The sequence below is a fragment of the Calditerrivibrio sp. genome, from assembly GCA_026415135.1.
Taxonomy (GTDB): Bacteria; Chrysiogenota; Deferribacteres; order Deferribacterales; family Calditerrivibrionaceae; genus Calditerrivibrio.
In genome coordinates this window covers 1-25,022 of the sequence record JAOAHS010000024.1, presented here as the reverse complement: position 1 = coordinate 25,022, position 25,022 = coordinate 1, and the positions used below count along the sequence as shown (strand labels likewise).

The 25,022-nt window shown below is 34.0% G+C and carries 24 protein-coding genes, 1 tRNA gene and 1 pseudogene; 17 read left to right on the top strand and 9 right to left on the bottom strand.

Going from position 1 to position 25,022, the window contains the following annotated elements; genetic code table 11:
• The first annotated feature begins 3 nt into the window (after positions 1–3).
• The 14 genes from fliS to N3C60_03940 all read left to right on the top strand — a co-directional run bounded on the left by fliS (position 4) and on the right by N3C60_03940 (position 13,047).
• The gene (gene fliS / locus N3C60_04005) at positions 4–432 is read left to right on the top strand and encodes a flagellar export chaperone FliS (protein MCX8084065.1); all 429 of its coding nucleotides are present in this window, start codon (positions 4–6) and stop codon (positions 430–432) included.
• Positions 433–435: 3 nt separating this feature from the next.
• Positions 436–768, top strand: coding sequence for a hypothetical protein (locus tag N3C60_04000; GenBank protein ID MCX8084064.1), 333 nt, complete (start codon positions 436–438; stop codon positions 766–768).
• Positions 769–780: 12 nt separating this feature from the next.
• A complete protein-coding gene (locus N3C60_03995) occupies positions 781–957 on the top strand; it encodes a putative motility protein (protein ID MCX8084063.1) in 177 nt (58 codons plus the stop codon).
• A gap of 18 nt (positions 958–975) precedes the next feature.
• Positions 976–1,308 (top strand): hypothetical protein, encoded by a 333-nt coding sequence (locus N3C60_03990; protein ID MCX8084062.1) that lies wholly within the window; start codon positions 976–978, stop codon positions 1,306–1,308.
• Between the two features lie 83 nt (positions 1,309–1,391).
• On the top strand, positions 1,392–3,092 hold the full coding sequence (locus N3C60_03985) for an FAD-dependent oxidoreductase (GenBank protein MCX8084061.1): 1,701 nt from the start codon (positions 1,392–1,394) through the stop codon (positions 3,090–3,092).
• Entirely contained in the window at positions 3,089–4,246 is a 1,158-nt protein-coding gene (locus N3C60_03980) for a hypothetical protein (protein MCX8084060.1), read from the top strand. The genes N3C60_03985 and N3C60_03980 overlap by 4 nt, the downstream gene beginning before the upstream one ends.
• A 10-nt stretch (positions 4,247–4,256) precedes the next feature.
• The gene (locus tag N3C60_03975) at positions 4,257–6,965 is read left to right on the top strand and encodes a glutamate synthase-related protein (GenBank protein ID MCX8084059.1); all 2,709 of its coding nucleotides are present in this window, start codon (positions 4,257–4,259) and stop codon (positions 6,963–6,965) included.
• A gap of 8 nt (positions 6,966–6,973) precedes the next feature.
• Positions 6,974–8,527, top strand: a complete 1,554-nt coding sequence (locus N3C60_03970) for an AAA family ATPase (GenBank protein MCX8084058.1) — start codon at positions 6,974–6,976, stop codon at positions 8,525–8,527.
• A complete protein-coding gene (locus tag N3C60_03965; GenBank protein ID MCX8084057.1) occupies positions 8,517–9,488 on the top strand; it encodes a ribonuclease Z in 972 nt (323 codons plus the stop codon). The genes N3C60_03970 and N3C60_03965 overlap by 11 nt, the downstream gene beginning before the upstream one ends.
• Before the next feature lie 53 nt (positions 9,489–9,541).
• Positions 9,542–9,970 carry a metal-dependent transcriptional regulator gene (locus N3C60_03960; GenBank protein ID MCX8084056.1) on the top strand — a complete coding sequence of 143 codons (429 nt, stop codon included), beginning with the start codon at positions 9,542–9,544 and terminating at the stop codon, positions 9,968–9,970.
• On the top strand, positions 9,971–10,906 hold the full coding sequence (locus N3C60_03955) for an alpha/beta fold hydrolase (protein ID MCX8084055.1): 936 nt from the start codon (positions 9,971–9,973) through the stop codon (positions 10,904–10,906). It begins immediately after the preceding gene.
• Positions 10,893–11,714, top strand: a complete 822-nt coding sequence (proC, locus tag N3C60_03950) for a pyrroline-5-carboxylate reductase (GenBank protein MCX8084054.1) — start codon at positions 10,893–10,895, stop codon at positions 11,712–11,714. The genes N3C60_03955 and proC overlap by 14 nt, the downstream gene beginning before the upstream one ends.
• Before the next feature lie 2 nt (positions 11,715–11,716).
• Complete coding sequence (locus N3C60_03945; protein ID MCX8084053.1) at positions 11,717–12,262, top strand: manganese efflux pump MntP family protein; 546 nt, start codon at positions 11,717–11,719, stop codon at positions 12,260–12,262.
• Positions 12,263–12,264: 2 nt separating this feature from the next.
• Positions 12,265–13,047: a menaquinone biosynthesis protein gene (locus N3C60_03940; protein ID MCX8084052.1), complete on the top strand. Its 783-nt coding sequence runs from the start codon at positions 12,265–12,267 to the stop codon at positions 13,045–13,047.
• A gap of 4 nt (positions 13,048–13,051) precedes the next feature.
• Here N3C60_03940 and N3C60_03935 read toward each other — a convergent pair.
• Positions 13,052–13,125, bottom strand: a tRNA-Arg gene (locus tag N3C60_03935).
• Between the two features lie 113 nt (positions 13,126–13,238).
• On the opposite strand from N3C60_03935, the gene N3C60_03930 reads away from it, so the two are divergent.
• Positions 13,239–14,627, top strand: coding sequence for an MFS transporter (locus tag N3C60_03930; GenBank protein MCX8084051.1), 1,389 nt, complete (start codon positions 13,239–13,241; stop codon positions 14,625–14,627).
• Here N3C60_03930 and era read toward each other — a convergent pair.
• The 8 genes from era to deoC all read right to left on the bottom strand — a co-directional run bounded on the left by era (position 14,619) and on the right by deoC (position 23,153).
• Positions 14,619–15,503 (bottom strand): GTPase Era, encoded by an 885-nt coding sequence (gene era / locus N3C60_03925; protein ID MCX8084050.1) that lies wholly within the window; start codon positions 15,501–15,503, stop codon positions 14,619–14,621. The genes N3C60_03930 and era overlap by 9 nt on opposite strands.
• Positions 15,504–15,519: 16 nt before the next feature.
• Positions 15,520–16,791, bottom strand: a complete 1,272-nt coding sequence (locus tag N3C60_03920) for a hemolysin family protein (protein ID MCX8084049.1) — start codon at positions 16,789–16,791, stop codon at positions 15,520–15,522.
• A gap of 11 nt (positions 16,792–16,802) precedes the next feature.
• The gene (locus N3C60_03915) at positions 16,803–17,501 is read right to left on the bottom strand and encodes a diacylglycerol kinase (GenBank protein MCX8084048.1); all 699 of its coding nucleotides are present in this window, start codon (positions 17,499–17,501) and stop codon (positions 16,803–16,805) included.
• Positions 17,502–17,571: 70 nt separating this feature from the next.
• The gene (ybeY, locus tag N3C60_03910) at positions 17,572–18,018 is read right to left on the bottom strand and encodes an rRNA maturation RNase YbeY (GenBank protein MCX8084047.1); all 447 of its coding nucleotides are present in this window, start codon (positions 18,016–18,018) and stop codon (positions 17,572–17,574) included.
• Positions 18,019–18,030: 12 nt separating this feature from the next.
• On the bottom strand, positions 18,031–18,981 hold the full coding sequence (locus N3C60_03905; protein MCX8084046.1) for a PhoH family protein: 951 nt from the start codon (positions 18,979–18,981) through the stop codon (positions 18,031–18,033).
• A 1-nt stretch (position 18,982) separates the two neighbouring features.
• The gene (locus N3C60_03900) at positions 18,983–21,613 is read right to left on the bottom strand and encodes a CBS domain-containing protein (protein MCX8084045.1); all 2,631 of its coding nucleotides are present in this window, start codon (positions 21,611–21,613) and stop codon (positions 18,983–18,985) included.
• Positions 21,610–22,500: a tyrosine recombinase gene (locus tag N3C60_03895; protein MCX8084044.1), complete on the bottom strand. Its 891-nt coding sequence runs from the start codon at positions 22,498–22,500 to the stop codon at positions 21,610–21,612. The genes N3C60_03900 and N3C60_03895 overlap by 4 nt, the downstream gene beginning before the upstream one ends.
• Positions 22,497–23,153, bottom strand: coding sequence for a deoxyribose-phosphate aldolase (gene deoC / locus N3C60_03890; GenBank protein MCX8084043.1), 657 nt, complete (start codon positions 23,151–23,153; stop codon positions 22,497–22,499). The genes N3C60_03895 and deoC overlap by 4 nt, the downstream gene beginning before the upstream one ends.
• A gap of 115 nt (positions 23,154–23,268) precedes the next feature.
• Between deoC and N3C60_03885 the strand changes: the two are divergent.
• Together N3C60_03885 and N3C60_03880 are read left to right on the top strand one after the other, a co-directional pair.
• A pseudogene (locus N3C60_03885) lies at positions 23,269–24,501 on the top strand (NADP-dependent malic enzyme).
• Between the two features lie 105 nt (positions 24,502–24,606).
• Positions 24,607–25,022 (top strand): phosphate acyltransferase (locus tag N3C60_03880; protein MCX8084042.1); only part of this gene is annotated, 416 nt, incomplete at its 3' end.

The following is a 25,022-nucleotide window of genomic DNA, read 5'->3' as shown; positions in this document are numbered from 1 at the left end:
GTTATGTACCATCAAGCACAGAAAACATATCTCAAAAATGAAATAGAAGGTGCAACCAAAGGTAAGCTGGTATTACTCCTTTATGATGGTGCAATAAAATTTGTAAATATGGCGATAAAAGGGATTGAAGAAAAAAATATTGTTGCAGCTCATGAAAATATCATAAAGGCTGAGAATATAATATATGAGCTACTTAGCACCCTCAATATGGAAGCTGGAGAAATAGCTGAAAACCTTTTTAAGCTATACGATTTTATGATCTGGCAATTAGTGGAAGCTAATAAAACCAAAGATGTGGAAAAGTTAACTCCAGTATTAGGTATTTTGAAAACTTTGAGGGATGCATGGAAAGAGGTTGTGACAAAAGAAGAACAGGAAAGAAACAATGTAGGGCAAATTCAGGAAAACATAAAACTTAACGTGGCAGGTTAAATTATGGTCATAGGTGACGGTGGCCCCATAATTAATCTGAAGGATAGATTACAGAAGCTTGAAAAAAAGGAATCTCCTTCTAAGCACTCATCAGAGGGAGCAAAATCTTCTTCTGAAGGATCTGTCAAAAAAACAGATCTATCTTTAATAAATTTTTTAAAGGTGCGCGAGGAGAACATATTAGCTTCTAAAAGCGGTTTTATAAGGGATCAGAAAGAAGCTTATAGGTATATTGATGAGCTTAAAACGCTAATTGATAAAGATATATCTAAAGCTATCAATGCACATCGTAAAGCTGATCCCAATAAGGTGCTGAGATTCTATCCTTTTGAATAGTATGGAGGTTTTATGAATATTGAGCAGATCAGTAACTTTAAAATGTCTCAGTATCAGTATGCGTATGGAATAAATGTGGCAAAAAAGGCTCTTGACCTACAAAAGCAAGATGGTGACAATCTCTTGAGATTGATACAGTCTGTACCAAAACCTGTAGCTCAAAAAAATCTCATTGACCTTTACGCATAATAGTTGTAATACCGGGGCATGGAAAAGGAAGCAGAGATCATTTTAAAACAACTCAGTGATGTTGCGACCAAAATCATAAATACAAACTCTATAGAGATAATCGAGGAACTTATCCCTATCTATGACAACTTTTTTGATCAACTTATCACCATCATAACATCCAATCAAGTAATTACAAAAGAGCTCTTAGCTGGTAAAATGGAAGAACTGAACAGGAATGTAATAGAACATCTATCCATCATAAAAGGGGATATCCAACAAGATATGGTTAAAGAAAGGGGGAAAAAAGATATTGCTGAAAAGTTTAAGTTGATTAAAAATGATCTCAATTTATTTGATAAGAAAGCTTAATTTGTAATAGTTTCCATATTTTTTATTGTTTTTTTAGCTTTTTCTGTTAAGATTTACAAAAATAGAGCATTAAGGAGGTTATTTTGAAAAGATTATATCCAATCTATATCAATAAATTAAGTCCCTGCTATTCAAAAGACCATTTGGGTAACAACGGATGTCCTGCTAAAAACGATATTCCACGATTTCTTTATCTTGTTTCCTTGAAAAGATTTGAGGAGGCTTTTTATATATTAAAGGAGACAAACCCTTTTTCAGCTGGTTGTGGTCGATTTTGTGACCATCCTTGTGAGAAGGCATGTAATAGGGCTAAATTTGACTATCCAGTGGATATAAAATCTCTTGAAAGGTTTGTTGCTGATTGGGGGTATTCAAAAGGGCTAAAACCTAAAAATATTAAAAGCCCGAACGGTAAACAGGTTGCAATCATAGGATCAGGACCTGCTGGACTTAGCTGTGGGTACTTCTTAGCTAAGGAGGGTTACAGAATAGACATATTTGAAAGACATGCAGTAGCTGGTGGAATGCTTTCTGAAGGGATACCTGCTTATAGATATCCTAAAAATATTTTCCAAAAAGAACTGGATTATATTAAAGAAACAGGTGTGAATATATATCTGAACAGAAACATCGATAGAAATAGTTTTTTAAATCTCTCCGAAGAGTATGATGCAGTTATAGTGGCAACTGGTGCACAAAAACCGGGAATTATGAATATACCAGGAGAAACCTTAGATGGGGTGATAAATGGTATTGAATTTTTAAGGGAGGTAAACACAGGTGATATTGGGACCTTGGGGGTGATGAAGGGTGAAAGTATTGGGGTTATTGGGGGAGGATATACAGCTTTTGATGTGGCAAGATCTGGAGTAAGGTTAGGTTTAAAAAGTACAATAGTATACCGAAGAACAGTTTCAGAGATGACAGCCCATCCCGGTGAAGTAAAGGAATGTGAGGAAGAGGGCATTAAATTTGAATTTTTGATGCAACCTATCAAAATAGAAAAGGAGAATAACAAGCTCAAGCTTATCTGTCAGGTTATGAAATTGGGTCCGGTTGATGAAACGGGTAGATCCAGACCCATTCCCATAAAAGGTAAAACAAAAGATTTCTATTTTGATAAGATAATATTAGCTGTAGGGGATAAACCTGATCTTGAGTTTGTGGGGGACCGTTTTGTAAATGAATTCCCCAAATTAAGTTGTCACGATATACCAGAAAGAGATAGAAACAAAATATTTATCTCTGGTGATGCTGCAATGGGTAGTTCCGAACTAGTGGGGATGGTTGTAAGGGCGGTTGGTTCTGCTCAGAGAACGGTTTTGGCTGTTAGGGAGTTTTTAGGGGAAGATGTAAAACATCTTCACGAAAAAAATATAGCTTTTTACAACGATCTAAATACAAAATATTTTCAAAAAAGATTTAGGTATGTAGAGGAAAAGTTATCAGCAAAAGAGCGGGTGAAAGGTTTTGATGAAATAATTTCTACTATGGATGAAGATACGGCAGTTTATTTTGCTTCGAGATGTTTTTATTGTGGTATCTGTGTACAGTGTGATTGGTGCTATTTTTATAGTGATGGTTCAATTGTTAAGTTGAGCAAACAATGGGATAAAGCTGTTGACGTTTATTTTTATAAGTTTGATGTTAAAAAACTGAGTGGCTCCACATTTAAAAGTGTGGAAGCCTGTCCAAGATCTGCATTGTCAGTGGTTTCTGAAGATTCAAACCTTAAAGATCTCATCGGTATCCAGTATGAAAAATTCGATAAGGAGTCTTTATGAATAACATAGAGTTATCTGTTAGAGATTTTTGTGGTGGTGAAGAGGGTTTACCTTTCGGAGCATGTGGTCTTTTGGCTGCTGCAGGTGAATTTAAACTTAGTGCGCTATTGAAAAGTGCAAGATGTTTGCAATATAGAGGTAGAACTGGAGCCGGCGTTACCTTAAAAGGGTTGTATAAAGGTAATCATTTTTACGTATTCCATATAATGTATAGAAGTCATTCGAAGGTCAAGGAGTTAGAGTCAGTAATTGAAAGCTGGGGAGTCCATATCATCGAAGAACATGATATGATACCGAAAAGATACTATTATGAATATGATCTGCCAATAATTAAAAGATATTTTGTTACTCCACCTTCTGTTGAAGAGATGATGTATAGGGAAAGGATAAGGGATGATTACGAATTTATCTTAAAGAACGTTTCTAGGTTCAATAAAACTTTCATGGAGGATGCCAGAATATTCTCAAGCTCAAAAGAGAATGGGACATTCCTTACAGCATTTGAGCTTCATGATACAATTAAAATATATGATCTTCTCCAATATGAAAACCACTATTACGAAGCTTGTTTAATTCACCTTAGATGGCCTACCAGTTCTGGCAGAGGCTTATGGTGGGGGCCACAGCCCATATCATTAGGTGAGATAGCAGGTATTCACAATGGACACCTTTCCAGTGACAAATCCAATGCCATAGCCCTTGAGCAATTGGGTATCCATCTACATGTTGGTACCGATTCAGAAGCTATTTTTAGAGAGGTAGACTATCTACTAAGAAACGGATTTTCAGTTAATGACATCGAATGGATTATTGCAAGAAGATTTCCCCAAGAGGTTGAAAATATGCCTAAAGAAGATAGAGAAAGATATGATAAGATAATGAAAAACCCTATCTTAAGGAGAATGAATATAAGTGGTCCGGCAACAGCGATAGTATTGGTGGGGGACTATCTGTTGGGGTTTACAGATAGGGATCATTTGAGATCTTTTAGTGTTGGATATAATGATAGAATTGTTTTGATGGGTAGTGAACAGAGGGCTATTGTTTCCGCAGCTTATTTTATGGAAGAGGAACTTGACAATCTCTACGACCCAGATGCTGGAAAGGTCTTAGGCTTTAAGATAGATAACAAAAGTATAAAAAGGCTTCATTGAGAGGTTAGATATGACAAAAGAAAAGTGTGAGATTACTATAAAAAGAACTATAAAATATACCGAACCAACCCAAACAGGTATCTATGCAAAAGGAGCAAAGTATTGGGTAAAAGTGACCGATGAGCAGGAGGAGCCTGGTAGGGGTTGTGTCCATTGTGCTACTTGTGTGGAGGCATGTACCCATAATATTTCAAATCCTGAAGCTGGGTTTGGTGTTTTTAGGATGGAGGTAGTTTATTACGATAAAGATGGCTTCAGAGTATCTAAAGATAATGATGATGAAATATCCCTTATTGAAAAAATATTGTGGATCAATCCAGATGAGTGTTGTAATTGTAAACGTTGTGTTAAAATGTGTCCCCAAAGAGCTATCAAAGTTTATAAAAATCCCGATTATCATGATATAGGTGTAAAACTAACTAATGTTGAAGTTATTAACAACTGTCTTATTAGGGCTGAAGGGCAATCAACCTTGAGTAGTGCCCATTTGGGTGGATCACCATCCAAACTTAGTGAAGATTGGCTTATAGATGCTGCAGAGATATTATCTCCACAAAGAGATCACTTACATGAGTATGCTGGTAACTTAGATAATATTTTTTTGGGTAAGAAAACAGCAAGGTATCTTTGCCATTCTCCAATATTTGACTGCCATATGAGCTATGGTTCTAATAGTCATGAGGCATTTTTGGCAAGATTAATGGCTTCCATAAAATTGGGTAGACCTTTCTTTACTGGAGAAGGTTATATCCATCCAGATATGATGGCAGCAGCAAAGCATTGCATAATTCAATTTGGTTCCGGTGGGTATGGGCCTTGGGTTGAACTTGATAAATTTGCAGGGGTATCGATGAAATATGGTCAAGATGCAAAAAAAGGAAAAGGAGGGAGACTACAGGCCAAAAAAAATGACCTTGAGATAGCTCTTTTGCGATGTGTGGAAGCATTGAGAAATCTTACAGCACCTAATCCCCAACATTTGCAGTATTCTATCGAAGAACTTCCAATGAGGGTAGAGTCCCTTAGGGCCCTTTTGGGTGATGAAAAACTTATAGGTGCTGATGTTTATGGAACAGCTTGGAATTTTCCTGAGATAGTTGTTGCCCTTGCCAAGGCAGGCTTTGATTACATTACAATAAAGGCTGGAGATGGTTCCACCGGTGCAGCACATCTGGTTGATCTTCAAAATAGAGGTCTAAATGTTGTTTATCTCACCCATATGGCAGATTTAGCACTCAGAAAGGAAGGGTTGAGGGAATATGTTTCGTTGATTGCAGAAGGTGGCGTTTTGGATAGTTTTCAAGCGTTTTTAGTGCTCATGGCAGGTGCAGATTTTGTGGGGATGGGTATGAGGACTCTCCACCCACTTGGATGTACCCTTTGTCAACGTTGTCACACAGGTCAATGTGCGTGGGGGATAACATCGAGAAAATATGGTGAAAGAATTGATCCAGAGGTAGGTAGTGAATATATAGTGAGTATGGTAAAAAGCTTCATTAAAGATATGGAAGGGTTTGCTGCTGGACTTGGGATGAGCACTCATTCGGATGTGGTAGGTTCAAGAAGATTTAGATATCATGGTAGTGATCCTCTTTTATTTGAAACATTTGGTAGGATGGAAATAGAAAAGCAGGTCCCCCATGTTAAATTAGGGGAGGCAAATCACAAGCTATTCAAGTCTCTTGTTCAGATCAAGCAAGATAACATAAAATTTTTTAATAAGACATTAGAAAATATAAACGGTGATACCCTTACAATAGATGTAGGAGTAGATCAGATAGACAGTATAGGCTTAAATACCCTCATGAAAGAAGCTGCATCAAAAGGGGTAAAAAGGTTTATATTAGAAAATGTGGTGGGGCAACGAATAATAGGTACAGGTGTGAAGTGTGAGGAGATCATTGTAAAAGGTCTTGTGGGTAATCATTCCTTTGCATTTGTGAATGGGACAAAGATTACCGTTTTACCCAATCACTCTTTAAAGACAACGATTCCAGCCAATGCTCAGGTTGGGGTTGCTAATACTTCCAATCCTTCGGAGATTAATATTGCAGGCTCAGTGGGAGATCTTTTTGCAGCTTATTCTGTCAGTGGTAAGTTCAGGGTGGCCAAAAGTGGTGGTGAGAGGAATCTTCTATTGATGAAAGCTGGCTTACCAGATGAATGGAAAAATATAGATTATGAAAAATATTTAGAGATGAAAGATGAGGAGATTCTCAATGATCTTAGGATTAAGTATCAAAAAAGGATATCAAAGATGAAAAGTATGGGTTGGGTAAGATTTATAAAAACATTTGAAGAAAAGATCAAGAAAAGGATGCCACCCGTTGCTATATATGGTCTTTGCGCTGAAAAAGGGTTGGGGGATTACTTTATGGAATATGCTCAGGGAGGCATTGGTATTGTTTTAAATATAGCTGATTTGAAAAATCCTATAGGGTATTATATCTGTAGTGGTATGACAGCCGGTGCTGCATTTATAAGGGGTGACATAAAGAAAAATCAATTGGGAGTTGGAGTTAAAATGCTGGATTATATTACCCAAGAGGATGAGGAATTTTTAGATAAGGAAATCAAGGATTTTATCGCTGTTTTTGAAAAAATAGATATTGATAAAAATTATAATGATATGTTAAAAGAGTTTAAAAATAAGTATACAAAGCATAGAGATAATATTTTAGAAGGTTTTAAGAAGATTATCCCAATAACTAATGTTTGAGGAAACAGATGAGTGAGTTAAGTCCTAATGCACTGATACTAAAAGATATTATTAAACCAGACAAAATAATAGAGACGCATATCTCATATGTCTTTGTGAAAGATGATTTTGTATACAAGCTTAAAAAGGCTGTAAACTTTGGATTTTTAGATTTTACCCTTGCCCAGTATAGAAGAAGCTATTGTTATCTGGAAAAGGAATTGAATGAGAGATTTTCCAAAGGTATTTATCTGGATCTTTTAAAAATTGTTAGAAAGAACAAATCCTTCGATCTTGTTCCTATTACTAGTACGTTACCTACGGTGGATTATGTATTAAAGATGAAGAGGATAGATAACAAAAATTTTTTCTCAACAAGATTAAAGAACAATGAGATAAGCGAAGAATTAGCCTTTGATATTGGTAAACAGATTGCTTTACTTTTTAAAAATATCAATACCAACAGTCAAGCAGCAGGGGAAAACGGCTCCTATGAGATTATAAAGAAAAACTGCCTGGAAAACTTTGAACAAACTGAAAAATATATCGACAAATATATTAGCAGATCAGATTACGATTTTATCAAGCAAAGTACGATAAGATTTTTAGAAGAAAATAGAGAACTTTTTGAAAAAAGGTTAAAAGAAGGATTTATTATAGACGGACATGGAGATCTAAGGACTGAGCATGTTTATTTTGATGGAGACAAAATAGGGTTGATCGATTGTATTGAGTTTAATAAAAGGTTTAGGTACAATGATGTGGTTTCAGATTTTGTTTTTTTATGTATGGAAACTGATTATGATGGTAGAATAGATATATCTGATGCTTTATTAAAGGGTTTTTTAACAGTTTATGATGATAATAATACTAAAAAACTTATCAATTTTTATAAGTGCTATAGAGCTTATGTCAGATTTAAGGTAGGTTGCTTTATGCTTGATGATAAAGACGAATCCTGGGAGTTTTATACAGATAAGTTAAATGAAGTAAAGAAAATGTCAAACCTATCTCTCTCTTATGCCTTAAATATGTTTGAAACCAAAGCTATAATTTTCTATGGTACGATTGCTTCAGGTAAGAGCAAAAATAGTAAATTTTTTTCAGATAGATTTGCTTCTAAATATGTTAATAGTGATATTTTAAGGAAAAGATTAGCTGGTATTGAACCCTATGAAAGAGTATTAGACGATTACAATCAAGGTTTATATTCAAAGGAGATGTCTTTTAAGGTCTACAAAAATATGGGGGAGCTTGCTAAAGATGCTGTGAACATCTCTAGAATGATAGTAGTGGATGCAAGTTTTGCAAAAAAAGAATTTTTAGAAATCTTTTCCAGATCTTATGGAGGTCAGTATTTCAAGGTGAAATGTTTTGCTCCAGAGAATATAGTGTATGAAAGGATGAAAAAAAGATTTGAAAAAGACTCTGCTTCAGATGGTCGACCTGAGATTTATGAAAAACAGAAAAAAGAGTTTCAGGATATTGGAGCAGATATAGAGATAGAAACAATTGGTGATCTGGAGGATAATATTCAGATTATTGTGGAAAAATTAAAGCAAAAAATCAGAAATGAAGCATAATTATATAATAAAAAGAGTTAATTCTCCATTTGACGATACAGCATTTTTTGTTAGAAATATTTATAAAAAGGATGCAATCCTTTTTGATTGTGGCAGATTAGGGGAGTTGACGAATAGTGAGATGCTCGATGTGAGGGATATTTTCATATCCCATACCCATATAGACCATTTTTACGGATTTGATAGAATATTAAGAAGTACATTAAGGTCAGAAAAACCTATCAGATTCTACGGTCCCCCTAATTTTATTAAAAATGTTATGGGTAAGCTTGCTTCTTATACTTGGAATCTTATAAAAAGTTATCCTTTAGTCCTTGAGGCTTATGAACTCTCTCCTGATGGTATTAAAAAAGCTCTTTTCTCTGCTTCGGATGGCTTTAACCCAGTCTTTTATGAAAATGTCAGCAATAAGGAGCTATTAAGTGATAGATTTGAGTTTGAATATGAATTCTTTGATCATAAAACTATCTCTGTTGGTTATCGTATTAAAGAGCCTATTCATGTAAACATTAAGAAAGGGGTTTTGGAAGAGATGGGGCTTAAAGCTGGACCATGGTTGACCCAATTGAAAGATAAGTTATTAAAGGGTGAGAGGGAAGGGGAGATTAGGATTGATGAAAAGATTTTTTCAATAAAGTTTTTGGAAGAAAAACTTGTTATGTACTCAGAACCTCAAGACATCACCTTTATTACAGACATAGCGCCTAACTATGAAAACTTTAAGAGAGCAATAAAATTTGCAGAAAAAAGCTATATCCTTTTGATAGAGTCGATGTTTATGAAAAGTGATATTATACATGCAATAGATAAGAATCATCTTACAATCCCTCTAGCCAAAGAGATCTTTTGGCAATCTGGTTCTAAATTTGTAAAATTTTTTCACTTTGCACCGAAGTATGAGTCATGTAAAGATATTTTTTTTCAGGAGCTTGAAGAGGGAATAAAAGAAAAAATTATTTGATAAAATCATGTTTTTGTAGTATCTCAATACTAAAAAATATTGGAGATTTTTAGATGGATGAATTAACAAAGAGTCTCGAGGATTACCTTGAGATGATACTAATACTCCAGGGCAATGGAGGAACAGCAAGGGTAACAGATATTGCAGAAAAGCTTAATGTCAAAAAGCCGGCGGTTACAAGTGCATTAAAAATACTATCTGAAAAAGACTTAGTAGTATATGCCCCCTATAAAGAAGTTAAACTTACAAGTAAAGGGATCGAAATTGCTACAGCAGTGTTAGAAAAGCATAATATAATAAAAGATTTTTTTATAAATGTATTAAATTTGGATCCACAAAAAGCTGAAGAAGATGCATGTAGAGTAGAACATGTGATAAGTGAGGAAACATACAAAAGATTTTCATCTTTTTTAAAATTTTTGCTGGAATCAGATTTAAAATGTCTTAATATTGAAAAATTCAAGAAAGATTATTGCCATTAGATGAGTAACAAAAAGGCTATTTTAAAATGGTTTTTAATACCATGGGTATTCTTTTTGATAATAATTTTTGCGGTAATTATAATGAATAAAAAACCACCATATAAATTGGAAAGATACCCTGAACTGTCAAATGTAAGAATAGATGAGTTGATATCCATTGATTTTAAAAGGTCGATTTCAGAAGGTGTCACAAACGAGAAAAATCATCCTAAATATCTCAAAGGTATCAACAAAACAGGAATACTTTTAATACACGGCTTCACAGCTTCACCTTTTGAAATGCAGGAGCTTGCTGAATATTTAAACAAGAAAGGATATCATGTGTACAATGCCAGGATTGTTGGTCATGGATCTAAATCTGAGCATCTTAATAAATTATCCTATAGAGATTGGTACGATTCTTTGAAATACGGATATTACACACTTAAAAATGTCTGTGACAAGGTTTTTATTGTCGGGCAATCAACAGGTGCATTGTTGGGACTAAATATTGCATATTATAATAAAGTGGATGGTCTCGTATTGCTTTCACCTGCATTTAAGATTCTGGATGAGAGATTTAATTTAGTTCCGATTGTTCAATATTTTGTTAACAGTATAGACAAAGAATACTCAGACACAACAAACCTTAAAGAGTTTTATTACAATGAGAGATCAGTTAAAGGGATGGTAAATCTTAAATACCTCATAGACTACACTTGGGATAATGTTAAGTTATTAAATACGCCTATTTTTATTGTACAGTCTAAATATGATGATGTAGTGGATTACAATGGAGCCTTAAAATTTTATAATATCTATCATGGAAGTAAAGAGCTCTATCTAATCGATAACCCGTCAGTAAAACATATCTTATCCAATTTTTTAAATAGAGATCGAGACATCGTGTTTGAAAAGATATATAAATGGTTGGAGGCAGGTGATGCTAAAAAATAAAAAGATAGGTTTTATAGGTTCAGGTAATATGGCAACAGCACTGATTAAAGGGCTCCTTAAATCTGAAATGATCCCAGCTGAAAATATCTATGCCAGTGATGTGGATATGGAGAAATTGGAAAGTTTGAGCAATGAATATGGGATAAATATAATCTACAAAAACAACAAAAAGTTGGTGGATGATTCTGATATAGTAATACTTGCTGTCAAACCTCAGATCATGGGAAAAGTTCTAAAAGAGATATCAGATAGGATAAATGATAATAAGCTACTTATATCCATAGCAGCTGGGATATCCTCGGAATATGTAGAAGAGATGCTTGGTAAAAAAGTAAGGTTTATAAGAACGATGCCAAATACTCCTGCACTTGTATTGGAAGGAGCTACTGGTATAGCTGCAGGAGAATATGCTACTGAGGATGATTTAAAGATAGCGCAGGAGATCTTTTCTGCTGTTGGAATTTCTGTGATTGTGGATGAATATCAGATGGATGCTGTTACAGGTTTGTCTGGTAGTGGTCCAGCTTATATCTTTATGATAATAGAAGCTTTAAGTGATGCAGGTGTGAAGGTGGGGTTATCAAGAGATATTGCCATGAAGTTGGCTGCCCAAACAGTTTTGGGTGCAGCAAAATTACAGATCGAAACTAAAATGCATCCAGGTACTTTAAAAGATATGGTTACTTCTCCAGGTGGAACTGCAATCGCTGGGATACATACATTAGAACAAGGTGGGTTAAGGACTACGCTAATAAATGCTGTAGAAACGGCCACAAAAAGATCTATTGAATTGGGCAAAAAGAAATAGAGATGTTATCTATTTTTGAAATATTTCTAATAGCCTTTGCTATGAGTGCAGATGCTTTTAGTGTTGCTTTTGGTATTGGCTGTAGCTTTCATACACCAAGACATTACTTTAGACTTGGTTGGCACTTTGGGCTATTTCAATTTTTGATGCCGGTTATTGGAGCCTTTATAGGGAAAGTTGTAATGAAATGGACAAACCATCTGGATTTAATTGCTGCAATCATCCTTTTTTATATAGCTTATCATATGATAAAGGAGGCACTAAAAAAGGAGGAGGAGAGATGTTCCCTTGCAGATCCCACAAAGGGTTTATCCCTTGTAATACTTTCTCTGGCGACAAGTATGGATGCTTTAGGTGTAGGGGTTTCGTTAGCATTGTATAATGGTAACATATTGTTACCTGCATCTATTATAGGTGTTGTCTGTGGTATTGCAACTGTTGTCGGTGTATATTTCGGGAAGATAAGTAAAAAGTTTACTGGTAGATTTGCTGAGATGGCAGGAGCTTTGGTACTTATAGGTATTGGATTTAAATTTATTTTGGTGTGATCATGCTTACAATAGGGGAGATTCAATACGCAAACGTTTACCCTATTTTTCATTATCTAAAGAAATTAAACAAACCTGATTATCATTTTATAAAAGGTGTTCCTTCCTATTTGAACAAGATGATGTTGGAGGGTTGTCTTGATACATCTGTGTTAAGCAGTATTGTATATGCAAAAAATCCTGATAGTTTTTTAGTTATTCCGGACATATCCATCAGTTCCGTGGGAAAAGTTAAAAGTGTCTTGTTGTTAACCGATCATGAGTTAACATCATTAAATGGAAAAACTGTCTTTGTGACAGAAGAATCAGGCACAAGTGTTATCTTATTGAAGATAATTCTTAATAAATTTTATAATATTGGTGTGAATTTTACAAATGAGGAAAAAGCAGCAGATGCGTTTATGTATATTGGGGATAAGGCACTATTTAGCTACTATAACAACAGATTTAAATATCTGTATGATCTCGGAGAAATATGGTATAGATTTACAGGATACCCTTTTGTATATGCCCTTTGGTTGTTGAGAAAAGAAAAGGTGAATAATGCGTACCAATTTATAAACGACCTTCTTTTAATTAAAAATCTTTCAAAAGAAAATCTTTCTGTCCTTATAGAGAAATATATTTTTGAAGGGCTTAGTGCATATCAGATAATAGATTATTGGGAGATAATAGATTATAACCTCACCAACAAGCATATAGAAGGGCTATTACTATTTTACAGATATGCCTATGAGATGAGTTTTATAAAAAGAGTACCAATGTTGGAGTTTACAGGTCAATAAAAAACGTCCCCGACACGATTCGAACGTGCGACCTACAGATTAGGAATCTGTTGCTCTATCCTGCTGAGCTACGGGGACAACGGGGTGATTTTATAATACATTTTCTGACAAAAGTAAATATTTTTTTAAATATTTTATGCTTAATTATTTCACTTATTGCCTTCCGATAATAATTGATATACAATTATTTTATGAATATGAAAGACTGTGGTTCTGATCTGCAATCTTCAGTACTTAAACTTTCTATTGTTAGTTCCTTTATGACACCATTTATGATTTCTGCGGTAAATGTTGCTTTACCATCTATTGCAAAAGAGCTACACTGTAATAGTATTATTTTAAGCTGGATAGCTGCCTCTTATCTTTTAACAACTGCAATGTTTCTCCTGCCATCAGGTAAATTGGCAGATATAAAAGGTAGAAAAAGGGTCTTCAAGTATGGGATCATGATCTTTACTTTTTTTTCATTACTGTCTTCGGTGGCTATTAATAGCTCTATGCTTATACTTTTTAGAATGTTACAAGGTATTGGTGGGGCTATGATCTTTAGTACAGCTACTGCGATATTAACAGCCGTTTTCCCCCCTGATGAAAGAGGGAAGGTTTTAGGTTTTACTGTTTCATCGGTTTATATAGGGTTGTCTGTTGGACCTTTTTTTGGTGGGTATATCTCCCAAATATTGAGTTGGAGAATGATCTTTTTAATCATTGTGCCGTTGGGTGTATACCTTTTATATTTAATTGATAGAAGAGTAGATATTGAATGGATCTTTAACAATGAAAATAGTTTCGATTTAATAGGTTCCATACTTTATGGAATTGCTATTTTCATGGTTATGTCAGGTCTAAGTATGATAACAGATATAATTGGAAAAATGTTCCTCATAGCTGGATTAGTAGTATTGGTTATATTTTTATTTTACGAAAGGGGTCATAGCAACCCAGTTTTAAACATAGATCTGTTCTTAAAGAACAAAACATTCTTTTTATCTAATATTTCTGCGTTGATTAATTATTCTGCAACATTTTCTGTAACTTTTTTGTTGAGCCTTTACTTGCAATACATAAAAGGGGTATCATCTACTGAAGCAGGGTTAATATTACTATTTCAACCTGTTGTTATGGCTACAGTTTCCCCGATAGCTGGAAAATTATCAGATAAGATAAATCCTGGTTTGTTAGCATCCTTAGGAATGGTAATAACTTCTTTGGCACTTTTTCTTTTTTCCTTGTTAAGTTTTAGAACCCATGTATTATATATTTTGTTGGTATTAATGTTTTTAGGGCTTGGCTTTGCTTTTTTTTCATCTCCCAATGCCAATGCTATTATGAGTTCTGTGGAAAAAAATATGTATGGAACTGCTTCTGCCATGATGGGTACAATGAGACTTTTGGGACAGATGTTTAGCATGGGAATGGCTACATTTTTTATTTCTATTTTCTTAGGTGACAAAAGGATAATCGATAATCCATACATATACCTTCAAGTTATGAATTATAACTTTATTGTGGTATCTATACTTGCCTTTATAGGCATTTTCACATCTATTTTTAGAGGGAATTTAAAGAAATCAGAGTAAACCTTGTTGTTTTAAAAACTCATCCCTTGCTTGCCAATCTTCTTTAACTTTTACAAAAAGATCAAGATATATCTTAACACCAAAAAAATTTTCTAGTGTTTTTCTGGCGTTTTGACCTATCTTTTTTATCGTTGATCCCCTTTTACCAATAATGATTGCTTTTTGGGACTCACGTTTTACAAATATGCTTGCAGCTATGAAAAGTAGATTATCAGATCTATCCTCTACCATTTCGCATTCAACAAAAGAATCATAAGGGACTTCATCTTTAAGTATTTCAAAAACCTGTTCCCTTATAAACTCTGCAATTATAAATCTTTCACCGGCGTCAACCAACTCGTCGGTAGGGTAGAGGGGGTCACCTTCGGGAAGTAGTTTTTTTGTCTCTTCGATTAATAGATCGATGTTTATTTTTTTAACCGATGATATTGGTAATACGAGATCAAATTGATGATCATCAAAGACTTTTTTAGCTGTTTCATAAACCTTCTTTTTATCGAAAATATCTATTTTGGTTATTATCAAAATCTTTTTTGCAGTTTCTTTTTTTATAATTTCCAGTATCTTGTTATATTCAGGTCCTCTTATTTCACCTGGTTCTACTAAAAAGTAGATAACATCTACCATAGCGATGGCTTCTATAGCCTTTTCTACCATTAGCTTGTTGATCTGATCCCGGGCATTATGTATTCCTGGGGTATCTATGAATATTATCTGGCAATCTTCTGAGTTATAGATACCTTTTATTTGGGTTCTTGTAGTATTTGGTTTGTTTGAAGTTATAGTGATTTTTTCCCCTAAGATGGCGTTTAACAATGTAGATTTACCTACATTTGGTCTTCCAATTATAGCAACAAAACCGGTTTTAAAACTCAACTAACAAACTCCTTTATCAGTCCTGTTTTGGTTCAATTTTTATCATTTTTATCTTTTGTATCTTTCGACCATCCTTTTCTACAACGATATATTTATAGCCATCATAAACATATTCTTCTCCAACTTCAGGTATTTTATCAGCCAGATCGTATATTAGCCCACTAATGGTTTCATACTGTTCCATATCTTCTGTTTTTTGAATACTAAAATACTCACAGAAATCGTCTATATTTAGCCTTCCCTTTATAATATACTGACCTTCCCCTATCTGTTTTATATCTTCTTCTTCCTCTTTGTCGTATTCATCCCGGATTTCACCAACTATTTCTTCCAGAATATCTTCCAGTGTGATAAGTCCATCTATGCTCCCATACTCATCTACTACCAGAGCAAGGTGTATCCTATTTATCTGAAACTCCCTGAGTAGATCATCTATTCTTTTAGTTGATGGAACAAAATAGGGTTTTTTAAGAATATTTTTAATATTGATCTTGTCTAAGCCCTTGTTCACGTATTTTATGATGTCTTTTGAATACAATATACCTATTACATTGTCAGTGTTGTCTTCATATACAGGTATTCTGGAGTATTCGGTTTTGGCTATTACGTTTATTATTTCATCAATGGGTGTTGAAAGTTCAATCATTGTAACATCATTCAAAGGTACCATAATCTCTTTCACCGACGTTTCACTTATTTCAAATATATTATGAAGCATCTCTTTTTTCTGATTTTCCAAGACACCTTCTTTTTCACCTATAGAGATTAGAAATTCTAACTCGTCTTCGGTTATTTTAGGTCCTTCATTTTCCACTTTACCACCAAATAATTTTATGAGTGCCTTAACAACCTTGTTTAACGTCCAGGAAAAGGGGTAAAAGAGCCAAAAAAATATTTTAAGAATATACATAGTAAAGATGCTGAATTTTTCAGCGTTATGTTTTGCATAGGTTTTGGGGAATATTTCTCCAAAAAATATTATCAAAACTGTCATTATTCCTGTAACAATAGCAATGGAGCTATCTTTAAATATCTTGTAAGCTACATCAGCTGCTAATACTGAACTCAATATATTTACTATATTATTACCAATTAAAAGGGTGTACAGAACTTTATTAGGATGTAAAAGCCACAACTCTAAAATTTTACCCCTTTCCCCCATCTCCTGTATCATGTGTTTTGCTTTAAGTTCGCTTAATGAGGTTAGGGCAGTTTCACTAGCAGAAAAGTATGCAGATAGTAGTAAACACAAGAATATTGCTATAAAATAACCCGAGCCTACGTCCACTTTTTTTCACCTCACAATATAATTTTAAATATAGCAAAAGTTACACCAGCTCCCAATATGCCACCAATGATTACTTCTGCTGTACTATGTACTTTTAATCTGACTCTTGATTCAGCAACCAATACACATAGTAAAAATACCAGAAGGGACACTGCTACATCTTTCGTTAGATAAATTATCGAAATAAGTATTGAAAAGGATACCGCTGCATGTCCCGAAGGCATACCACCATGTAATGGTTCCCCTCTACCTAATATAGATTTTATTACAACCACTAAAGCAACAGTTATTACAAGGGAAACTACCGCTATGTGATGTGGAAGGTTAGGTAGTTTTTGTAGGTTAAAGCTTAAAGCACTTTTAATTCTCTCGAAAAGCACAAAATATCCAACAAATACTGCTCCAAAAGCTGTAATCAATACTGCCCCAGCACTAACATCCTTGACCCTTTTTGCAAGATCAGATTTTTCTTTGATTAAAGCATCCACTAAATATTCAAGGGCAGTGTTAAATAACTCGGCTGCAATAACTAATGATATAGTGATGGTAAGTATGATATATTCCAAAAATTTTAGATTGAAGAACAAAGCTAAAAATAGTATGGCTATTGATATAGATATATGAATTTTTAGATTTTTTTCTGTCTTGGTGGCGTATAAAACCCCTTCGATGGCATAGCCCAGGGACCTCCACCAGCTTTTAGACTTCATACTATGCGGTTCTATTAACTTCCTCCTTGATTAAATATTAACATATTTTTCAAGAAATTCTATAATATTTTTATGAAAAATATTTATCGAAGAAGTAGTCTTGAAGTTCAAACATCTCCTCTTCATCCTTTTCGCTCACCTCATGGTCATAACCCAATAGGTGCAAAAGCCCATGAATAAAAAGGAACGCAAGCTCCTCTTTTTCTGTACAATCATTTTCTATTGCCTGACTTTTAACTTTGTCCATAGAGATCACTATGTCACCTAAAATTTGAGAGCTTAGTTTTTTTGATTCATTTATTGGGAAAGATAACACATCAGTGGGTTTGTCCATTTTTCTATAGAGTCTATTTATTTCTTGGATCTCGCTATCATCTGTTAGGACAAGTGATATTTCAGCTGTATTGTAAGGGTAATTTATTTTTTCATCCTTCAAAATAGTGTATGCAATATCGTGAAACATATCTTCATCATAAGAATAATTTTTTTCGTTGTCTATAAATATTACAATATCCATCTTTAATCCATTCTACGGTTTATTTTCATATATTTCATAAGCTTTTATAATTTTCTGTACTATCGGGTTTCTCACCACATCTACCTTTGTAAATTCAACGAAATCTATGCCTTTAATATTTTTTAGCACATCTTTAACCAAAACAAGACCAGATTTTTTTTCCTGGGGCAGATCTATTTGGGTGATATCCCCTGTGATAACTGCCTTTGAATTAAATCCTAACCTTGTTAAAAACATCTTCATCTGTTCCATAGTGGTATTTTGGGCTTCATCCAGAATTATGAATGCATCATCAAGCGTCCTACCCCTCATAAAGGCAAGGGGTGCAAGTTCTATTACCCCTTTTTCTATTAAAGCTGATACCCTTTCAAAATCCAACATGTAGTAAAGAGCATCGTAAAGTGGCCTCAAATAAGGATTAATCTTATCAGCAATATCACCGGGTAGAAAGCCTAATTTTTCACCTGCTTCCACAGCGGGTCTTGTTAATATAATCCTATTTACTTTTTTTGTAATATAATAATTAACTGCCATGGCAACTGCGAGATAAGTTTTACCAGTACCTGCAGGGCCAATACCAAAAACAATATCGTTCTGTCTTATGGATTCTATGTATTTTTTTTGGTTTTTCGTTTTTGCAGTAACTTCTTTGGCTCTACCAGAAACTTTTATTTTCTCAGTTAAAACTTCTTTTATAACAGATGTATCATCTGCATCTGCCATATTGATGGCATGTTCAATGTCAGATATTGTGATAGCTTTTGCTAAGGCCATATCTTTAATCTGAAGCAAAAGATCTATTGTTTTTTTGGTTTTGTCTGTATCACCAGTTACAGCAACTTCATCACTCCTAATAAAAATTTCAACCCCCATTTTTGACATAATCTTTCTGATATACTCATCTCCCGGCCCTGTAATTTGGGGTATTATAGACTCATCAACGTAAATTTTCTTTGTTACCATTTTATTTTTCCTCGTAAATTTGCTTGGCAAACTTTAGTTCATCTTCTTTACTTTTTATTATTCCATCAAGCTTCATAATTGTCAATCTTTTAAATATCTCTTGGAACTTTTTAGATGGTTTGAGTCCTATGTTTATCAGATCATTACCATTTATCTCAAGCCTTATGTTTCTAATCTCAGTTAAATAATCTCTAATATGATGTTCATATTCATCACCTAACACAGATGCCATAAATAAAATATATTCATCTTTTAAACCGTCAAGTAAATGATACAGGTCTGATTTTTTTAGGTTTGATGATTTCTTAATTTTATTTGCAATATACTTGCTTCTGGAAAAACCGTTACAAATCTCTTTTTTAAAGTCTTTTGGCATATCAAACCTATCACATATCTTTTCAAACTCTGAAAGTTTGAGATCTGAGAAAAGTATTAGTAATCTCACAAGGTAGGGCTCTATAGATTTTTGGCATTGAACAGAATACCAAATATAGTATTTTTCAAAGTTTTCAAAGGTTTGTATCTTTAAGTCATCTAACTTAAATTTTTCTATATAAAATTTCATAATTCCATAATTATTCAACATTTTCACACCGTCTAAGTAGTTGTCTTCACTAAGGATATATTTAGTTTCTAGGAAGAATCTGCTACCAATTATTTTATCAAAAAGTTTCAAATGAACAGCATGTTTTAAAAGTTTATTAGTGTGGGGACCTATCTCAAAACCATATCTGACGGCAAATCTTATCGCCCTTAATCCCCTTGAAGGATCGTCGATAAAGCTCAAATTGTGAAGTACTCGTATCTTTTTATCGATAATATCCCTTTGTCCACCATAAAAATCAAGAAGTGTACCAAAAGATTTATGATTTATCTTTATTGCCATAGCATTTATGGTAAAATCCCTTCTAAACAGATCATTTTTAATTGAAGATATCTCTATTTCCGGTGCAGAAGCTGGCATGTTATAATATTCGGTTCTTGCGGTTGCAAAATCTATTCGTATTTTGTCGGGTAGAATAACAACAGCAGTTTTGAATTTTTCATGAACAGAGACTCTACCATTTTTCTTTTTGGCAAACTCCTTAGCAAGGTGTATGGCATTTATTTCCACTACGATATCTATATCGAAATTTTCATTTTTCATAAGTAGATCCCTTACGAACCCTCCCACAACATAGGCATTTAAACCTAACTCGTCTGCGATGATCCCTATCTCATTTAAAATATTGAAGTATACCTCTGGTAGCCTATCTTTTAAAAGCTCACTTACATTTCTGGTTTTAAAAAAACCTGCAATTTCAGCTTTTTCATTAACAAAACGGGGCATCTTTATCATCTCTTCTTTCATCAATCTCAATAAATCTGTTCGGGTCACAACCCCCACCAATTTACCGTTTTCTTCAATCGGCACCATCTTTTGGTTTTTCAATAACATGATATCCTTTATCTCTTCCACTGATGTATTGGGAGAAGCTACTTCAAACTCAATCTGCATCACTGAGTCAACAGGTTCTTCATGTAGTTCATGTTTTATGGCATGGAGTATATCTCTTCGTAAAATTAACCCTAATGTTTTGTTATCTTTAACCACAGGCATTATATTGAGATTGTATTTCATAAAAAGTTCTAAAGCATCAGACATCTTTTGACCAGTGTGAACATACTTTACTGGTGAAGTCATAAGATCTTTGGCAAACTTTATTGGGTTAATCTGTTCGTTTAATAGATTTTTTAGTTTAGGTATGGCTTCATTAAGGGTTATATCTTTTATAATGGCACTACCTGCAGTAGGATGACCTCCACCACCAAAATAGTATAAAATTCTTGAGACATCAACCTTATCAGCTCTACTTCTTCCAACCAATACAATTCTATCACCTGCCCTTACTAAAACAAAAAGAGCATCAAAGTTTTCCATCTCCATTAATTTATGAGTTAGAAAAGCTATATCACCCATAAACTCATCGGTATTAGCATAGGTGATCCCAATAAAAAGTTTATCAATCATCAATATTGTAGTGTTAATTATAAGTTCGTTGAGTATTAGTACCTGTTCTTTACTAAGTTCTCTTTTTACATATTCTGATACAAAATTTAGATTTGCGCCTCTTTCGAGCAGGTATGCAGCACATATAAGATCCATTGGAGTGGTTGTGTTAAATGTTAAAAATCCGGTATCCTCATAGATCCCCATCATTAGCAGTGTAGCTTCATCCTTTGTAAATGGAATTTTAGCATCTTTTAGCTTCCTAATAATTATAGAAGTTGTTGCACCAATCTTTTCTAAGTTCAACTCATTAGCCGTAATATCGATGTTATCAGTATGGTGGTGATCATATATTATAACTTTTTTTGATTTATCAATAAGATTTGCAAGATACTTCAATCTACTTCTCATTTTGCAATCGGTAATCACTAATAATTCGATATCTTCTGAGAAATCAAGTATGTTTTTTTCTGATACCCTTGCATATGGTATCCCAAAATCTAAATCTTCCAAGTACTTTGCCAAATTGCTTTCTACTGTATTACTGATGAATATTTTATCGCAGTTGTGGTATTTAAGGGCTGCATAAGCACTGGCAAAGGCGTCAAAATCTGGATTATGATGGGTTATCACTATCTTCATAATCTTTTTTTAAATCTTGGATGAAACTGTTCTAAGATATTTCTTGCTTTGTTGTCTGTTATGTGTGTGTATATTTCAGTTGTGGAAATATCTGAATGTCCAAGTAAAAGTTGGATAGTTCTTAAATCTGCCCCATTGGTTAAAAGATGAGTTGCAAAAGAGTGTCTTAGGGTATGAGGGGATATATCTTTGGATATTCCAGCTTTTTGACAATACTTTTTTATAAGCATCCAACAAAAAACCCTTGTCAATTTTGTTCCGTTTTTGTTTAGAAAAAGGTAGCCGTTATCACTATTTTTTACAAAATACTGAAGTCTAACTTCTAAATAGCATTTTAACTCCTCTTGAAGGGACTCATAAATGGGTAAAAATCTTTGCTTAGATCCTTTTCCCACAATAGACACAATACCTCTTCTTAAGTCTATATCAGATATCTTTATATTAACAAGTTCACTAACCCTAGCTCCGGTAGAATAGAATGTCTTTAATATCATGCAATCCCTAAATCCTATTGGAGAACTTTTGTCAGGTGCATTTAACAGGGCTTCTACTTCTTCAAAATTAAGAAAGTGAGGTAGCTTTTCCCATTTTTTAGGCTTATTGATATTTTCAACAGGGTTTTTATCAAATAGCTTTTCTGTGATTAAAAAGTCAAAAAAAGTTGATAGGCCGGACATTTTTCTAAGTATCGATTCTATTGATAATCCAGATCTTCTAAGAAAAGTCATGAAAGAGATTATGTCATCATTACTTACTTTATAGGTGCCTTTATATGATAAAAAATTTTCTGCATCTTTAAGGTAGGCTATAATAGAATTTTCTGATAACGAAAGATCATATTTTAAATAGCTTTTGAAGTTCTTTAAGAGCTTATCAAATTCATTCATACCCTGGATATTATATCCGAAACATCACTCATGCCTAATCTGTCAGCACCAGCTTCTATAAACCTTTTAGCCATTTCGTATGTTTTGATACCTCCTGATGCTTTTATTTTAATTATACCATCAAAATTTTTTTTAATCAATACTATATCTTCTATCCTTGCTCCTTCTGGAGCGAACCCTGTTGAAGTCTTTACGAAATCTGCATTTGCTTCTGCGATTAACTCTACAGCTTTTAACAATTTAATATCTCTTATATAGTAAGTTTCGACTATTATCTTTGTTGTTTTATCTTTAGTTAAACTTAATAACGATTCAAGTTCATTTTTAATATACAAATAATCATTATCTAAAAATTTAGCTATATTGAAAACAATATCAAGTTCATCTACCCCTTGATCAAGAGCATCAATTATTTGTTTTTTCTTTGTTTCGATACATTCGTAACCAAAAGGAAAACCTATTACAGTGCATAGTTTCTTATTTTTATTTTCAAGTTTTGCTTTTACATCAAACAAATAATTTATAGGAATACATAATGATGCAAAATTATATTTCCTAAAAAGATCTTCGTAAAGTGCAACCTTATCTTTTGTAAAGTCTGGTTTAAGATAAGTTATATCGATTTTTTCTATAATACTTTCAGCTTCATTCATAAGAATCTCTCTTTAAAATTTTTTTAATCAGCAAAGATTTTTTCCTTTACATTTTGTTAACTTTAATATAATATCCCTATATAATAGATTATACTACAAAAATGGAGGTTTGAATATGGGTGTAAAAAAGCTTACTAAGGAAGAAGCTTTATTGTATCATTCTACTGGTAGAAAAGGGAAAATAGAGGTGGTTCCAACTAAGCCTACTCTTACCCAGAGGGATCTTTCTTTGGCTTATTCACCAGGAGTAGCATATCCATGCTTAGAAATAGAGCAAAATCCAGATCTGGCATACGAGTACACTGCTAAAGGTAATCTCGTAGCCGTAGTTTCAAATGGAACTGCTGTTTTGGGTTTGGGTGATATTGGTGCCCTTGCTGGTAAACCAGTAATGGAGGGTAAAGGTGTTCTTTTTAAAAGATTTGCTGATGTGGATGTTTTTGATATCGAGTTAAACTCTAAAAATCCCGATGATATCATAAAAGCATGTGAACTGTTGGAACCAACTTTTGGAGGGATAAATCTTGAAGATATTAAGGCACCTGATTGTTTTTATATAGAAGAGGAGTTAAAAAAGAGGCTAAATATACCTGTGTTTCATGATGACCAGCACGGAACTGCAATTATTGCAACAGCGGCTTTGATTAACGCCTTAGAATTAGTACATAAAAAGATCGATCAAATAAAAGTTGTTATAAACGGTGCAGGTGCATCCGCTATTGCCACTGGACATCTGATTATAAGAGCCGGAGTAAAGAAAGAAAACATCATACTATGTGATACAAAAGGGGTAATTTATAAAGGTAGGGTAGAGGGGATGAACAAATACAAAGAATTTTTTGCAGCGGAGACTGATAAAAGGACCCTTGAAGAAGCCATGGATGGCGCTGATGTGTTTTTGGGATTATCCGTTAAAGGAGCTGTCACAAAAAATATGGTCAAATCGATGGCTAGGGATCCTATCATAATGGCTATGGCAAACCCTGATCCGGAGATTACACCTGAGGAGGTCTATGAGGTGAGAGGTGATGCTATAGTTGCTACCGGTAGATCAGATTACCCAAATCAGGTAAATAATGTTCTTGGTTTCCCATTTATTTTTAGAGGTGCACTGGATGTTAGAGCAAGGCAGATAACAGAAGAGATGAAGATGGCTGCTGTTTATGCTTTAGCAGAGCTTGCCAAACAAGATGTTCCTGAATCTGTATGTAGAGCCTATGGTGTAAAAAAATTGGAATTCGGAAGGGACTATTTGATACCCAAACCCTTTGATCCAAGAGCACTTACCACCGTAGCACCAGCAGTAGCAAAAGCTGCTATAGAAAGTGGCGTAGCAAGGGTTGTTATCACAGATTGGGATAAGTATAAAGATCAGTTGGAGGCAAGGCTCTCTGTTGCCAGAGAGTTTACAAGGCAGATCATTCAGAGGGCTAGATTTACTCCAAAAAAGATTGTGTTCCCAGAAGGTGAGTATGAAAAGATTATTAGAGCTGCTGTTAAGGTCTTGGATGAAGGTTTTGGTAAACCTATTTTGTTGGGTAATGAAGTCAAGATCACAGAGATGGCTGATAGGTTAAATATAAATCTGGAAGGTATTGAGATTATAAATCCAGAAAAATCTGATCTATTGGATAAATATGCTAAAGATCTTTTTAAACTAAGGCAAAGAAAAGGTGTTACTGAGGTGGAAGCTTATCGTTTGCTTACAAAGGTAACCAACTATTTTGGTGCAATGATGGTATTAAATGGTGAAGCAGATTGTTTGGTGACTGGGTATTCGAGGGACTATGGTAACTCTGTCAGACCATTACTTGAGGTTATGCCTTTTGAAAAAGATTATAAGACGGCTTCAGGATCATATTTCATGGT